This is a genomic window from Thermodesulfobacteriota bacterium (assembly GCA_034189135.1).
Classification (GTDB): domain Bacteria; phylum Desulfobacterota; class Desulfobacteria; order Desulfobacterales; family JAUWMJ01; genus JAUWMJ01.
In genome coordinates this window covers 38,558-53,450 of record JAXHVO010000125.1, presented here as the reverse complement: position 1 = coordinate 53,450, position 14,893 = coordinate 38,558, and the positions used below count along the sequence as shown (strand labels likewise).

The window sequence follows — 14,893 nt, the reverse complement described above, 5'->3', positions numbered from 1 at the left end:
AGGAAATTGATTATGTCTGAATCTAAATATTTAAAGGTCGAAATCGCTGATGGTGTTGCGCGAATCACTTTTGCCAGACCGAAGCACAATGTATTTAATATTGAAATGATGAATGAGTTCAACGCCATGCTAAAAGAGCTTGCCAATGACAATGATCTTAAATGTGTTGTTTTTCTTGGCGAGGGAAGAAGCTGGTGTGCAGGTGTGGAAGTTGGTGATCATAAACCGGACATGGTGCATGACATGATAGCCACATTTAACCGCTCTTTTGAACTGATCCATGCAATTGAAGTACCGACCATTGCCGCGGTTCATGGCGCCTGCCTTGGCGGGGGAATGGAGTATGCCATTGCGTGTGATATGGTTCTTGCCGGTAAAAGTGCCAAGTTCGGGCAGCCGGAAGTTAAAATTGGTTTCCTTCCCCCTTATGCGGCTATACGACTGCCCCAACTTGTGGGCCCGGCAAAGGCCATTGAAGTCTGTACCACAGGAAGGATTTATTCTGCGGATGAAGCCCGCGCCATCGGTTTTGTTACCCAGGTGGTCGATGATGACCAATTCACCGAAGACCTTGAAAAACTGATTGGCGAAATAAAAACCAACAGTCCGCTTATTCTCCGCCTGAACAAACTTGCAGTCAGGGAAAATCTTGGATTGGACTTTAAAGTATCAGTGCAGCAGGTAAGTGACCTTTTCCTCAATACTCTGATGAAAACCGAAGATACGCTTGAGGGTATAATGAGTTTTGAAGAAAAACGCAGGCCTGACTGGAAAAACAAATAATACAGTTGAACAGCCCTACAAGCTAACTTATCAGCTTTGTTTTGCAACAACTTATTTTTGTATCTTATAAATCGTTACGGTCCACGCGTTTCGGGTTGCCCAGAAAATATTCAAATAGATTTTCAACTCATTACCCACAACTCCAAACTCGTAACACGCAACATGGAACAAGTCACATAAAAGAGGAGGCCACATGGCTCAAATTAACAAAATAGGCGTCATAGGTGCGGGCAATATGGGAAGCGGTATTGCTCAAAAAATAGCTCAGGAAGGCATAAATGTGGTAATGGTAGACATGAAGGACGAGTTTGTTCAGCGCGGTCTAGGAATTATTAAAGGCCTGCTCGAGGAAGGGGTGGAACGGAAGATTTTTAAGCCTCAACAGGTTGAAGACACACTCTCTCGAATCAAAGGAACAATCGACTTTAAGGAAGTTGCCGATGCAGATCTTGTGATCGAAGCGGTGTTTGAAGATAAAAAGGTAAAATCCGATCTTTTTAAAAAGCTCGATGAAATTTGCTCGGACAAGACGATCCTTGCCACCAACACTTCAAGTTTTTTTGTGCGTGACTTTGCCGAGCTGACCTCCCGTCCGGATCGTTTTATCGGGCTCCACTATTTCTTTCATCCGGCCAAAAATCGCCTCCTTGAAGTCATCCCTCACCAAACCACAAGCGATGAAACCATTGAGAAATCACTTCTTGCAGCAAAGCTTCACGGCAAAACTTCCATTCTTGTAAAAGACGCACCGGGATTTGCGGTCAATCGCTTTTTTGTACCATTTTTAAATGAAGCGGCCCGTATGCTTGAAGAAGGTGTGGCTGGTATCCCCACTATCGAAGAAGCCGCCAAGCGTGCCTTTAAGATAGACATGGGTCCCTTTTTGCTTATGAATGTCACCGGTATCCCAATCGCAGTGCATACCGCAACCACCCTTGGTGATGAGCTTGGCCCTTTTTATGCCCCATGTGAAATCCTTAAAAAACAGATGGAAAAAGGAGAAAACTGGGATATCGAAGGCGAAGTGGACGAATCCAGGATCCAGACGGCTGTGGACCGGTTCAACGGTGTGTGTCTTGGCGTAGCGGCAGCCCTGGTGGATGAAGGTGTTGCCTCCATAGAAGATACAGACCGTGGGGCAAAAATCGGATTGCGATGGATTTTCGGCCCATTCGAACTGATGAACAGGATCGGCATTGACAAAACCTATGAAAATGTGGAAGCCATTAGCAAAATTTATCCAGATTTTAACATGCCGCAAATCCTGGTAAAACAAAAGAAGCTGGGGCAGGCGTTTGCCTTTAACTTTGTCGATCTCAATATAAAAGACAACATCGCATATATCACCTTAAACCGTCCAGAGGCAATGAATGCTTTAAACGAGGCGGTCGTTTCCCAGCTTGAGGCGCGTTTTTCCGAAGCGGAGAAAAATCCGGCGGTAGATGCCATTGTTTTTGAGGGTGCAGGAAAGGCATTTGTTGCAGGGGCGGACATCCGTTATTTTGTTAAAAACATAAAGGCCGATAAAGTTTCTGACATCGTTGAATTTACCAGAAAAGGGCATGAACTTTTCCTCAGGATTGAAAACTCCCAAAAGCTGACCATCGCACTTTTAGACGGACTTTCCCTTGGTGGTGGAAGCGAGCTGGCCCTATCCTGTCAGGCCATCGTTGCCACCCCTGCAGGATCCATGGCATTTCCCGAAACCGGAATCGGCATATATCCGGGCTTAGGAGGCATGCTGCGTTTTACCCGACACACAGGGCCTGAACTGGCTAAATACTATACATTCACCGGAGCCCCCGTTGGGGCTAAAGATGCCTTTGATTTGGGTGTGGTTAGCAAATTAGTCGAACCCGCCGAAGTTGAATCGGCAATCAAAGAACTCGTTTCCGCAGGGAAGATAGACAAGTATGCTGAGCGTGAAATTCCTGAAAAATTTCAAGTGATGACACAGTTATGCAACAAAGAAAACGTTGAGAAGCTGCTTTCAGGAAAATCCCCGGGAGGTGTACCGGAAGAACTTGGTGCCAGAACAGCCAAGATTGTCGGTTACAAGGCGCCCCTTGCGCTGAAACTTGCAAATGAAATCATCGACCAGCAGATGGGGAAAACAATGGCTGAAGCCGTGAAAATCGAACTTGGAAGATTGAGCGAAATATTTTCCACCGCCGACGCACTTGAGGGACTTTCTTCCGCCGGCAGAAAGCGACCTGAATTCAAAGGCAAATAAAATTGACCCGGGAAGAAAAGCTCATTAGTCAGGGATGGGAAAAACAGACCACACATGATGAGCCGCGTCTATCAGATGTGGTTGAAATGTATGAGGAAATGGATTTTGAGGTTCACCTTGAACCGTTTAATCCTGATGAAGAGTCCGGCTGCATCGCGTGTATGAAAGCAATGCCGGATAAATATAAAACGATATATACCAGGAAGAAGGCAACTGATTAAGCAGTATCGTGCTTAGAAGCTGTTTAAAAACCCTTTTTCGATTTGTTTGCCGCTTTCGGCAAATTCTAAGTTCGCTTTGCTAAAATGAAAGAACTCGACCTCGCTTCGCTCGGGACTCAGACAGCTTTCATTTTTACGCTCTGCTTCACTAAGAATTTGCAGCAAAAGCCGGCAAAAAAGATACTCAAAATGGGTTTTGAAACAATTTCTAAGCAGATGAAACAAGGATTCATTCGAAATAATGCATCATGAAAAGCCGGCTCTCTTGATCATCGATATGGTCAAAGATAACTTTATCGATGAACGGAATTTGCCCATTACACCCCTTGCCCGGCAGATTGTTGATCCCATTAACGGTCTAACCAGTTCTTTTAGAAGCAGGGGGTGGCCGGTGGTTTTTTCCACCGATGCCTTTAATAAACAGGATTTCATATTTAAAAGCAAAATGACGCCCCACTCCCTGGCTGGAACAAAGGGAGCGGAAGTGATTGACGAACTTGATCGCAAAGATGGAGATCTGTGGCTTCCCAAACCGAGGTTTTCCGCATTTTTTAAAACAGGACTTGAAGACTGGCTGCGTGAAAGGGGAATTACCCTTTGTGCGGTTGGTGGAATAGCGACAAACTACTGTGTCCTGACCACGGTCATGGACGCCATCTGTCATGATTTCAAGGCAGTCATTGTTGAAGACTGTTCGACTGCTTTCACCCAAAGCCTTCATGACCAGACATTGGATATTTACCGACGAAATCCGCTTTACCCGTTATTGAAAATCAGCACATCAACCGAGCTTTTGGAAGAATTAAACGCATAACGCTGAAAAGCCGGTAAAACCGATCGCTTCGCTTGAAGAACACAACGTTTGAGGAGCGCTTCGCTCGAGGCAAAAACACAAAGCCGAAGGCCAATCTTTAAAAACCAAAGAGCCGCTTATCAAGGACATCAGTCCGCTCCTCAGGTTACGAAATTGCGTGCCTCAATGCCTGGCAATTAAGTAATTGAAGGAGCTGATTTTTCCAGCTTAAATTTTTAACGACAAAAGAAAAAACACTATGGTAATTCAAAGCGACGATTTTGGCCACGACCCATCCGTTCAAAGGATGCGAAAAATATTTTCAGCCATGGAAAAATGCCAGTGGGATATGCTGGAAAAATTGAAAATAACTCACTTTGACCAAAGACTGCGAAATATCCGTAAAACAGCACTGGAACTGTTTGGAAAGTCTTTTCCGCTTGCTGCCTCAAAGGGCATGACACTGGATGTACAAGCCTCTGCGATGTTGTATGCTTTCTGCCTGGCGCAGGCACTCAGGCCGGTCGGCATTGATGTGCCGGATCATGTTCTGCCAAATAACAAGGCGCTGGAAAAAATAATCACTGAGGCGCTGTCATGATCCGACTAAGACTGTTTGGACGCTGCCGTATCTACCACGATCCGGTGAGCCCGGTCTTAAAAGCACCGGCACAAATCGGCTGGGATTCATGGTTCAGAGATATCGACCTGGTAACGCCAAGGCGTTTTAAAGGAAAAGAACTGCTTTTAAGAACGCGTGGCTGGTGGACGGTTGAACCCACCGAAGTTTTAGAGATTGTTGAAACACACGGAAAGCCCGTTGTCGGAGACAACGGTGAACTCATGGTCGAGTTTGAGGATCAAGCCGCTGCAGACACCCTTTCAAAAGTCCTGTCAGATCGATTCGGAGAACAGGTACTTCTTTCCCCCTGATCTTAAACCAGAAATAAATCAATATAGTTGCTATATTTCTAAAGTTTTTTTACTATCTGTCGATAGTAATAGTGATGGTTTTGTATATTCCACCTTGCAGAACTGGGAGATTTTTCCAAAGGAGGATGCTACATGTGGCGTATATTTATCAAGGGTGTGTTTATTTCTTTATTCATATGGATCCATTTCATGTCTTTTGCTGTTCTTAGCGCGGAAAATAAGCCGGTGCTCATTGGAGCAACAGTATCTTTAGAAGGGAAGTATAAAGAAGCTTCTTTTATGATTCGAAATGGGATAAGGCTCTGGGAAAAGGAGATCAACCAGCGGGGCGGGCTCCTGGGACGACCGGTCAAGCTGATTTTGTACGATGACAAAAGCAAGAAGGAGCTTGTGCGCCATTATTATGAAAAACTGATTACTGAGGACAAGGTGGATCTGGTATTTTCTCCTTATTCCACATCATTAACCCTGGTGGCTTCTGAGGTCAGTGAGCGCCATCAATTTGTCATGCTGGCCTCCGGTGCATCGGGCGAAATTATATGGGAACGCCAGTACAAATACATTTTTGGTGTTTATTCACCGGCCGGACGTTATTTCATTGGACTGATGGACCTTATGGCCCGCAACGGTTTAGAATCTGCGGCCATTCTTTATGAAAAAACGTCTTTCAATGTTTATGCCGCAAAAGGTGCCCAAGACTGGGCCAAGCGCTTTGGCCTAAAGGTTTGTTATAAAAAGAGTTATGAATCAGGAAAGGCAGAACTTCCGGGACTCTTAAAAGAGGTCAAAGATATGGGTCCAGACGGAATCATTTTGTGTGCTTATCCCGCTGATTGCTTCGAACTGCTTCGCTTGATGAAGGAGGCAAAATACCGACCAAAAGTACTGGGTTTTACCATTGCACCGGCCCTCCCTGATTTTTACCACCGAGCGGGGGATATGTCCGAAGGAGTGTTTGGACCTTCCCAGTGGGAACCGGATGAACGAATTCCTTTCCCGGGAACCGAAAAGTTTATCAGTGACTTTACGGCATTTTCCCGGAAACTTCCTTCATACCATGCCGGATCAGCATATGCCAGCTGCCAGATTCTGGAAAAGGCGATCAACCATAGCCGGTCGTTGAATCATGACAGGATAAGAGATTTTATTCTGTCACTAGATACAATTACGGTTATCGGTCGCTTCAAGGTGGATCATAAAGGCAAACAGATCGGACATAATCCGATCATCATTCAATGGCAAGATGGTAAAAAAGAGATTGTATACCCCAGAAAGATGCAGACCGCATCACCCCGGTTTTAATTCATGGAAAGAGGAACCCCATGAGAAAAGACGGACTGCAGTTTCTTAAAAACAGGATTCTCTTATCAATTTTGCTTCCTGTACTGGGAGCCGGTCTTCTCTTGTCTATCATATGCGCTTCCTACCTTACCCCTCCTCTAGTTGCTTTCATACAAAACAGGACGGATGCGGAGCTTAAATTGGCCTCGAATATTGGGCTCACAGTTTGTGAAAACCACCTTAACTATCTGATGGATCTCAGGTTGGAAGATGACAGGGAAATGATCGTTGCTTTAAAGAATGAGGCGATCAAAGAAATAAAGGAAATCAGCAAACAATTACATAAAATTAATATGTTTATTATCGAAGACAACCTGACGGTGCTGGGTTCATCTTTGGATATAAAAAACGAAACCCTGGTACCTCCAAAGTTTTCCAAGGGTAAAAGCGAGATTACCACACAAAAATTCAGGAATACTTTGGTGAGGATGCACTACCAGTACTTTCCTTTCTGGAATTGGCATGTGGTAAGCTGTATTTCCGAAGAAGATTATATGGCACCCATTTTTTTGGCCAAAAAAATTGTGTATTTGGGTACCTTTGGGGTGCTGATTCTGGTGCTTTTCACACTGTTTATCGTCTTCAATATTTTTGTCAATTTACCCCTTAAAAGAATTATACAGGCAACCGAGGGGGTTGCTGAAGGCAAGTTTAGTAAGGTGGATATCGGTCGAAAAGATGAAATCGGACAGCTGGTTCTCTCTTTTAACTCCATGATAGAAAACCTCAACAAAAAGAATGATGAAGTCAACAAGCTGATCGCGGCTTTAAAAAAGAGCGATGAGCGCCAAAAGACCATAATGGATTCGGTACAAACAGGAATTATTACCATCGATGCTGAAACAAAAAAGATTGTTGAGGTGAATACCGCTGCCACCCAAATGATAGGAGATCTTAAAGAGCATATTATCGGTCACGTGTGTCATAAGCATATCTGCCCTGCGGAAAAGGGAAAATGTCCGATCGCCGATTTAGGGCAAAAGGTGGATAACTCAGAGCATATACTGCTTAAGGCAGATGGTGAAAAAATTCCTATCTTAAAGACGGTTGTTCCTATCATATTGGGCGGTAAGGAATATTTTCTGGAGAGTTTTGTGGACCTCAGCGAGAAGAAAAAACTTGAAGCCGAACTCCAGCGTGCGCAAAAAATGGAAGCCATTGGTACATTGGCAGGGGGGGTGGCGCATGACCTTAACAATATCCTGTCAGGCATTGTCAGTTACCCCGAGCTAATCTTAATGGACCTGCCTGAAGACAGCCCTTTGAGGGAATCCATCTTAACCATACAAAGCTCTGGAGAAAGAGCTGCCATTATCGTACAGGATTTGCTCACCCTCGCACGAAGAGGGGTTTCTGTCGAAGAAGTGGTGAATTTGAATGATATTGTTGCGAATCAATTGACAAGCGCTGAATTCCAAAAACTAACAACATTTCACTCTAACGTAATGGTGGAGACCCATTTTGAAAAAGATCTTCTAAATATCAAGGGTTCTACCACCCATCTGTCCAAAACTGTCATGAATCTGCTTTCGAATGCAGCTGAGGCAATGTCGAATGGCGGAAAGATTTTTATATCGACTGAGAACCAATATATTGATAGACCCATCAAGGGGTGTGACCATGTGGAGGAGGGGGATTATGTGACCCTGAAGATCGTTGATATCGGAACAGGTATCTCCAAAGAGGATATGGAAAAGATATTTGAACCCTTCTATACCAAAAAGGTCATGGGAAAGAGCGGAACCGGATTGGGAATGGCTGTGGTGTGGGGAACGGTGAAGGATCATAAAGGCTATATTAATGTTGAAAGCACTACAGGGAAAGGAACCACATTTACACTCTACTTCCCGGTAACCAGGGAAGAGGTCGTGTCAGATAAATCCGATATTTCCATTGAAGATTATCTCGGTAAGGGAGAGTCAATATTGGTGGTGGATGATATCAAAGAGCAAAGAAAACTTGCATCTACCTTGTTGAACAAATTGCATTATTCAGTGGTGACTGTATCAAGCGGTGAGGAAGCCCTTGATTACATGATGAAGAATGCGGCAGATTTATTGGTTTTAGATATGATTATGGATCCGGGGATTGACGGACTTGAGACGTATAAAAGAATCATTAAGTTACATCCTGACCAGAGGGCAATCATCGCCAGTGGATTTTCTGAAACACATCGGGTCAAAGAGGCTCAAAAATTGGGTGCTGGAAAATACATCAAGAAGCCGTATACCCTGGGGAAAATGGGTCTTGCGGTTAAGGAAGAATTGGAAAAATAGGATTAATTTATTACTCAAGTTTCGCACCCTCAATATTATCTAAAGCAATGGACGGTAAGGGGCAAAAATAAATTTTAAAAGTGAAATATAATACCGGTGATTTTAAGGACGGCGCCCATCCATAAATATAAAATTGACGCTTAATCCCTTATTCAATCCAATAAGTGATATCTTGTTTGCGCCTGATCATATGGTATAAACCACTGGGTGCCGGCTGCAAAATAACAGAAAATGATTTCGCTTTAAAAATATTATTTTTACCCCTTTCCGTCTGACAATGACGGAAATCAAGGGTGCGAAACTTGAGTTATTTTTTGAAAAGAGCGTTTTTTAAAACCAAAAAGCATTCAAGGTGTGCAACTTGTGATTATGGGTTGACATTTAGCTTATAGTAAGGTTTAAGAAAAGCTATGTTTAATTTTATAGAAAAAAGAAACATCAAATTTCATTGTAACTGGTGTTGGCGCAGCATGGTGTTAAAGGTGTGCCCACCCGTTTAAATATAAAAAAAGGTATGATGGATTAAAAAAACCGTGGGCCGCTTTTATTGAGGTTCCGCGGTTTTTTCTTTTCAAATTATTACAAAAGGCCGTGGAAACCAAAAATCCACGGCTTTTTTTATGGAGGTGAATCCGGTTAGAAAATGAAAGTTTGGAAAATAACAAAAGGAGGGCAGAATGATTAAAGACTTGATAACAAAGGTAATTGGGGGAGACAATTTATCCGAAGCTGATATGGAACAGGCAATGGCAGAGGTGTTTGACGGTAAGGTTTCGTCATCTCAGATAGGATCGTTTGTCACCGCTTTGAGAATGAAAAGAGAAACCGTTGAAGAAATAACAGGGGCTGCCAAGGCATTGAGATCAAGGGCGTTGAAACTGAAACTGGGCAACCATCTGTTAAATCTGGATCGGGATGATATCAACGTTGAAGGAGAAACCTTACTGAATACAACCGATACAGATCAAGAGGGTACAAGCACATTTAATATTTCTACTGCCACTATATTTGTGGTTGCCGGGGCAGGAATAAAAGTCGCCCGGCATGGAAATCGGGCGGCTTCCATGTATTTCGGCGCTGCAGATGTGCTGGCAAACCTGGGGGTGAATTTGGATATTCCTGTTTCCGATGTTGAAAGATGTGTCAGTGAAGTGGGTATCGGTTTTCTTTTTACACCGCTTTCCCAAGGGGCGATGCGAAATGTGGCACACCTTAGAGAAGAAATGGGAATTCGTACCATTTTTAATCTGATCGGACCGCTGGCAAATCCCACCGGTGCTTCTGCTCATGTGCTGGGTGTATATGAATCATCCTTGACGGAAAAAATGGCTCAAGTTTTGCTGAACCTGGGCGCCAGAGAGGCTTTTGTCGTTTACGGTGAGGGAACCATCGATGAAATAAGTATATGCGGCCCGACTTTTGTCTCTCGCTTGAAAAATGGCGAGGTGGAATCATTTATTATAGAACCTGAAAATTACGGGATGAAGAGAGCGGATCGTGAATCAATTAAAGGCGGAGATGCACGAAAAAATGCACAGATCATAAATGATGTTCTTGATGGCGAAACAGGTCCAAGAAGGGATGTGGTGGTGCTCAATGCGGCGGCTGCGTTTGTCGCAGCAGGTGTTGACAGCATTTTAGAAGACGGTATTCTGCGGGCAGCCAGCATTATTGACTCCGGAACTGCCAGAAAAAAACTGAATCAACTGGTTGAATTTTCCAGCCGCTGCAGACCTTTTATTCGCAAGGAGCTGTGATGGGCAAAACTTCGCTGGTTTTGACACTTGACACCATGAGTCATTTTAACTAATGTTGCCTCTGCTTGTGGTGTCAGTACCTGAATACGGAGAACCGTGAACCGACCACTGTGAAAAATTAAAAATACACAAGGCCCTATGATACATCTTAAAAGCATTGCACTGTCTGTGGAGAAATGTCCGACCCGTGAATACTATCCCTTTAACCTGGATATATTTCAGCAAGAATGTCAACTGGATTTTATCACACCTGTCACGTTTTTTACCGGGGAAAATGGTACCGGAAAATCAAGCCTTTTACAGGCGCTGGCACAAAAATGCCGTATTCACATATGGGAAGGCATAGAGAGGACCCGGTTTGAGTCGAATCCATATGAAGGAATGCTTTTTAAATTCATTTCAGTCAGCTGGCGTGACGGTACAGTGCCCGGATCTTATTTTGATTCAGAAATATCTAAAAACTTTGCCCAGTGCCTGGATGAATGGGCGGCTTCCGACCCGGGAATTTTGGAATACTTTGGTGGGAAATCACTGATGACACAGTCCCATGGGCAATCCCTCATGTCGTTTTTCAAAGCAAGATACAGGTTCAGGGGGCTATATTTTCTGGATGAACCGGAAACAGCACTTTCACCAAGGAGCCAGCTTGAATTGCTTCAGGTACTCAAGGATAACAGCGAGGCAGGACATGCCCAGTTTGTCATTGCAACTCATTCACCTATTCTGATGGCATGCCCGGAGGCGACCATTTACAGCTTCGATAAAATACCTGTAAAGTCAATCGATTATGAGAAGACGGAACATTACAGGATCTACAGGGATTTTATGGCGGACAGAAATAAATATTTGAGGGATTGAGGAGTTTATTAATTTTCTTTCATCCGGGGAATAGGCTTTCGCCCGTTGCGATCTTTAACAAATAAATTCAAACCACCGCAGCCGCCCTCTATCATTTGAGTTAAGTCTATACAGGCAGAGACGATCATCGTTGCTGTGGAATTCTGTCTGCTGGGGCTGGTTCAAATTTAATCTCAGCGAGATAGCTGCCGTACGTTGGTTCTCAGATAAAATTGTTAAAAATCGCAACGGGCGAAAGCCTATTCCCCGGATGAACCGCTGACAATCCTATTTTTGCTTTGATTTCTTGGCCTGCTCGATCATTTCCAACAGAGAAAGTACTTTGGGTTTAACCTGCTTTCTGGAAATCTTATTAAACTCTTCTTCAGACAGTTCTTTTTTAAGAAAGTCTTCCACCTGAAAGTGTTGGTACCAGCAGTCAAATGTTTTAAAGCAGGGCTGGCCGTTGTTTTCTATGCGGCAGTAAGAGAAAGAGATTTGATGTCCCAATCTGGGGCAGCGGATCTGAAATTCGTCTCCGGGGGGTGTGTGTTTTTGTTTCATGGGCAGAAATATAAATATTGCCGGAGGCGCAGTGGCCTCCGGCAGAAATTATGAGTTTAGCAAAGATCAGCCTGTATACTGTTTGGGTTTGGGAAGCGGTTCGATGTCATCAAGAGCCCGTTGAATTTCTTCCTGGGCCAGCTCATGATCGGCAAGTTTCCCGCTCAAGTAAGCATCGTAGGCGGCCATGTCCACCAAACCGTGGCCACTCCAGTTGAAGAGGATCACCTTTTCTTTGCCTTCCTCTTTTGCCTGAATGGCTTGTCGGATTACCTCAGCAATGGCGTGAGTGGTTTCCGGCGCACTGATGAATCCTTCCGTCCTGGCGAATGTGATGCCGGCCTCAAAGGTTTCAAGCTGTGGAATGGCCACGGGGCGGATAATGTTGTCCAGGATCAGCTGGCTGATGAGAGGCGCCATACCATGGTATCTGAGCCCACCGGCATGAATCCCTTCGGGGACAAAGGTGTGCCCCAGAGTGTGCATGGGAAGGAGCGGGGTCATCTGGTTGTTGTCGCCGAAGTCGTAGGCAAATGGCCCGCGGGTCATGGTGGGGCAGGCAGTCGGCTCAACCCCGATAATGTCGATATCCTTTCCGTTGACCTTGTCTCTGACATAGGGAAAACACAGTCCGGCGAAATTGCTGCCACCACCGGCGCATCCGATAATGATGTCGGGATAATCACCGGCAATTTTCATCTGTTTCTGACACTCCAGGCCGTTTACGGTCTGGTGCAGCATCACGTGGTTCAACACGCTGCCCAGCGAATATTTGGCTTTATCATCCTGGACCGCCATTTCAACGGCTTCGCTGATCGCAATACCAAGACTTCCCGGTGAATCGGGGTTTTGTGCCAGGATTTTACGACCGGCCTCAGTCTCGGTGCTGGGACTGGCCACACAGGTTCCCCCCCAGGTTTCCATCATCATGCGACGGTAAGGCTTTTGCTGGTAGCTCACCTTAACCATGTAGACCTTGCATTCCAAGCCAAAAAGAGCACAACAGTAAGAGAGGGCGCTTCCCCACTGTCCCGCACCGGTTTCGGTAAGAATTCGTTTGGTTCCCGATATCTTATTGTAATAGGCCTGGGCAATGGCCGTGTTGGGTTTATGGCTTCCGGCAGGGCTGACCCCTTCATTCTTAAAATAAATTTTGGCCGGTGTATCGAGAAATTTTTCCAGGCCATAGGCCCGGTACAGGGGTGACGGCCTCCAGATGAGGTATTTTTCCAGTACTTCTTCCGGAATATCAATAAACCTTTCCTGGCTCACTTCCTGTTCAATGAGCGGCATGGGAAAGATGGGAGCAAGATCCTCCGGGCCGACGGGCTGGCCGGTCCCTGGATGGAGTGGCGGTTCCATCGGCGTGGGCATATCAGCAGCGACATTGTACCATTGGCGAGGCAACTCAGATTCAGGCAAAAAGATTTTTTTGGTTTGCATACGTCCTCCTTTTCTGTGTGGTTACTGTTTTAGCCTGCGGCGTCATCAGCCACGGACCGCCATTTATCCAATAAATAAGATAGTTATCGATTTAAAAACCCATATCCAGGAATGCCTATAATCTGGGTTTTTTACAAAACTGCTTATGCTAAATAAGCGTGCCTTATTAATAAACAGGGGGACTGCCTGATCCAACGCTTGGTATACAGTATACAACAATAATCATGTCCAAGTTATTATACGGAGGCGAATGACTTGTCAAGTCTATAATCATAGCATGAGCATGGAAAAATTGCTCTAATGGCTTAAGGCAAAGGCATTCCGGTTACCACTCAAACGCAAACAGTTCATACTCGACCATATATGGCAACAGATCTGTTTCATTTCTTACGAGGCGCAACGCGCATTTTTATCCTGCTCTGGGGGATTAACCGCGGCAGGCTGTGTTATGCATATTTCTCTTTTATAAAATTCAGGGATTCATCAATGGCGTTTACCGTCTGATCCAGGTCTTCTTGAGTGTGTCGGTAACAGATATACGCATGATGAAAAGGGGTAAAAAAGAATCCCCTTCGGATGAGCTGAGTGTAAAAATCCTTGCGCTTGCCCTTGTAGGCATCTGCTTGGTCCTTTTTGAAGGTGATATAGAACATGGGGGCCACACCGGTCAGCTCAGCGCCTATATCATGCTTATCAATCACCTGCTGAATATTTTTCATCAACCGTTCACCTTTTTCCCAGATATCGTCCAGCACATTATCCCGTTCAAGGATTTCAATGGTTTTAAGCGCGGCTACAAAAGCTTCGCTGTTGGGGAAAAAAGTAGAAGAGATAAACAGCTTGTGTTCAGCTGCCATCATGACATTCTTTTTTCCGGTGACAACAGAGATGGGGTATCCGTTGGCCATGGCTTTTCCAAGAACCGTCAGATCGGGGGTCACACCATAAAGCCTTTGGGCACCACCCATTGAAAGCCTGAAACAGGTACGAATTTCATCATAAACAAGCACCGCGCCATACCTGTCGGCAATTTCCCTGACCCCTTCAAGGAATCCGGGCTTGGGGATCTGCATTTTTTGATGGTTGGGGTGGCCGAAAGGCGTCATGATGATGGCAGCGGTTTCTTCACCATGGGTGGCCATTAAGTCTTGAAGCTGATCCAGATTGTTGTATTGAAATTCATACACATCTTCGTAGAATTTTAACGGAATTCCGCCTTTCATCTCGACACACCAGTCGTGCCAGCCATGGTAACCGCAACGCATTACTTTGAGTTTATTGGTATAGGCCCTTGCAATACGGATGCTGGCGGTGGTTGCATCGGACCCGGTTTTTAAAAAAATGCTCATTTCAGCAGAGGGCACAATCTGGGTCAGCTTTTTAGCAAGTTCGTTCTGGAATTTCTGCGTCAGAGTGAAACAGAATCCCTTCTCTTTGATCTGTTTAAAAACCGCTTCATCGACCTCTTCTTCACGGTAACCCAGGATGATGGGCCCGTAACCGCAGAGAAAATCAATAAATTCATTTCCGTCCACATCGATCAGGCGGCAGCCTTTGCCTGATTCAAGAAAGATGGGGTATTCTCCGTCAATAAAATCGGCCGGCTTTCTGGCACCCAGGACCCCGCCGGGAATAAGTGTGGTTGCCTCCTCAAACAGTTCCCGGCTTTTAGTGATATTTAATTTTTCTGTTTCTTTCATGAAAAATCTCCT

At 44.9% G+C, this 14,893-nt stretch carries 13 protein-coding genes; 10 read left to right on the top strand and 3 right to left on the bottom strand.

What is annotated here, in order from left to right:
* The first annotated feature begins 12 nt into the window (after positions 1-12).
* The 10 genes from SWH54_17950 to SWH54_17905 all read left to right on the top strand — a co-directional run bounded on the left by SWH54_17950 (position 13) and on the right by SWH54_17905 (position 11,195).
* Complete coding sequence (locus SWH54_17950) at positions 13-783, top strand: enoyl-CoA hydratase/isomerase family protein (protein MDY6793154.1); 771 nt, start codon at positions 13-15, stop codon at positions 781-783.
* Positions 784-976: 193 nt separating this feature from the next.
* Positions 977-3,016, top strand: coding sequence for a 3-hydroxyacyl-CoA dehydrogenase NAD-binding domain-containing protein (locus tag SWH54_17945; GenBank protein MDY6793153.1), 2,040 nt, complete (start codon positions 977-979; stop codon positions 3,014-3,016).
* A gap of 2 nt (positions 3,017-3,018) precedes the next feature.
* Positions 3,019-3,237 carry a hypothetical protein gene (locus tag SWH54_17940; GenBank protein MDY6793152.1) on the top strand — a complete coding sequence of 73 codons (219 nt, stop codon included), beginning with the start codon at positions 3,019-3,021 and terminating at the stop codon, positions 3,235-3,237.
* A 241-nt stretch (positions 3,238-3,478) separates the two neighbouring features.
* Positions 3,479-4,051, top strand: a complete 573-nt coding sequence (locus tag SWH54_17935) for an isochorismatase family cysteine hydrolase (protein MDY6793151.1) — start codon at positions 3,479-3,481, stop codon at positions 4,049-4,051.
* A 238-nt stretch (positions 4,052-4,289) separates the two neighbouring features.
* The gene (locus tag SWH54_17930) at positions 4,290-4,631 is read left to right on the top strand and encodes a hypothetical protein (protein ID MDY6793150.1); all 342 of its coding nucleotides are present in this window, start codon (positions 4,290-4,292) and stop codon (positions 4,629-4,631) included.
* On the top strand, positions 4,628-4,963 hold the full coding sequence (locus tag SWH54_17925) for a hypothetical protein (protein ID MDY6793149.1): 336 nt from the start codon (positions 4,628-4,630) through the stop codon (positions 4,961-4,963). Before SWH54_17930 ends, SWH54_17925 begins: the two co-directional genes overlap by 4 nt.
* Positions 4,964-5,095: 132 nt before the next feature.
* Positions 5,096-6,265, top strand: a complete 1,170-nt coding sequence (locus tag SWH54_17920) for an amino acid ABC transporter substrate-binding protein (protein MDY6793148.1) — start codon at positions 5,096-5,098, stop codon at positions 6,263-6,265.
* Between the two features lie 20 nt (positions 6,266-6,285).
* Complete coding sequence (locus SWH54_17915; GenBank protein ID MDY6793147.1) at positions 6,286-8,580, top strand: ATP-binding protein; 2,295 nt, start codon at positions 6,286-6,288, stop codon at positions 8,578-8,580.
* 677 nt (positions 8,581-9,257) lie between these two features.
* Positions 9,258-10,337, top strand: a complete 1,080-nt coding sequence (gene trpD / locus SWH54_17910; GenBank protein ID MDY6793146.1) for an anthranilate phosphoribosyltransferase — start codon at positions 9,258-9,260, stop codon at positions 10,335-10,337.
* Positions 10,338-10,475: 138 nt separating this feature from the next.
* A complete protein-coding gene (locus tag SWH54_17905; protein ID MDY6793145.1) occupies positions 10,476-11,195 on the top strand; it encodes an AAA family ATPase in 720 nt (239 codons plus the stop codon).
* Between the two features lie 267 nt (positions 11,196-11,462).
* Here the strand turns inward: SWH54_17905 and SWH54_17900 are convergent, their stop codons facing one another.
* From SWH54_17900 to SWH54_17890, 3 genes are all read right to left on the bottom strand, one after another.
* Positions 11,463-11,738 (bottom strand): hypothetical protein, encoded by a 276-nt coding sequence (locus SWH54_17900; GenBank protein MDY6793144.1) that lies wholly within the window; start codon positions 11,736-11,738, stop codon positions 11,463-11,465.
* A 66-nt stretch (positions 11,739-11,804) separates the two neighbouring features.
* On the bottom strand, positions 11,805-13,181 hold the full coding sequence (locus tag SWH54_17895; protein MDY6793143.1) for a TrpB-like pyridoxal phosphate-dependent enzyme: 1,377 nt from the start codon (positions 13,179-13,181) through the stop codon (positions 11,805-11,807).
* A gap of 446 nt (positions 13,182-13,627) precedes the next feature.
* Positions 13,628-14,881 (bottom strand): aminotransferase class III-fold pyridoxal phosphate-dependent enzyme, encoded by a 1,254-nt coding sequence (locus tag SWH54_17890; protein ID MDY6793142.1) that lies wholly within the window; start codon positions 14,879-14,881, stop codon positions 13,628-13,630.
* Positions 14,882-14,893 lie beyond the last annotated feature (12 nt).

Bases quoted from the DNA above. Each gene is read 5' to 3' on its own strand.
- SWH54_17950 (MDY6793154.1), top strand. From the start codon at position 13: ATGTCTGAATCTAAATATTTAAAGGTCGAAATCGCTGATGGTGTTGCG.
- SWH54_17920 (MDY6793148.1), top strand. From the start codon at position 5,096: ATGTGGCGTATATTTATCAAGGGTGTGTTTATTTCTTTATTCATATGG.
- SWH54_17915 (MDY6793147.1), top strand. From the start codon at position 6,286: ATGAGAAAAGACGGACTGCAGTTTCTTAAAAACAGGATTCTCTTATCA.
- SWH54_17925 (MDY6793149.1), top strand. From the start codon at position 4,628: ATGATCCGACTAAGACTGTTTGGACGCTGCCGTATCTACCACGATCCG.
- SWH54_17930 (MDY6793150.1), top strand. From the start codon at position 4,290: ATGGTAATTCAAAGCGACGATTTTGGCCACGACCCATCCGTTCAAAGG.
- SWH54_17890 (MDY6793142.1), bottom strand. From the start codon at position 14,881: ATGAAAGAAACAGAAAAATTAAATATCACTAAAAGCCGGGAACTGTTT.
- SWH54_17905 (MDY6793145.1), top strand. From the start codon at position 10,476: ATGATACATCTTAAAAGCATTGCACTGTCTGTGGAGAAATGTCCGACC.
- trpD (MDY6793146.1), top strand. From the start codon at position 9,258: ATGATTAAAGACTTGATAACAAAGGTAATTGGGGGAGACAATTTATCC.
- SWH54_17900 (MDY6793144.1), bottom strand. From the start codon at position 11,738: ATGAAACAAAAACACACACCCCCCGGAGACGAATTTCAGATCCGCTGC.
- SWH54_17895 (MDY6793143.1), bottom strand. From the start codon at position 13,181: ATGCAAACCAAAAAAATCTTTTTGCCTGAATCTGAGTTGCCTCGCCAA.
- SWH54_17945 (MDY6793153.1), top strand. From the start codon at position 977: ATGGCTCAAATTAACAAAATAGGCGTCATAGGTGCGGGCAATATGGGA.
- SWH54_17935 (MDY6793151.1), top strand. From the start codon at position 3,479: ATGCATCATGAAAAGCCGGCTCTCTTGATCATCGATATGGTCAAAGAT.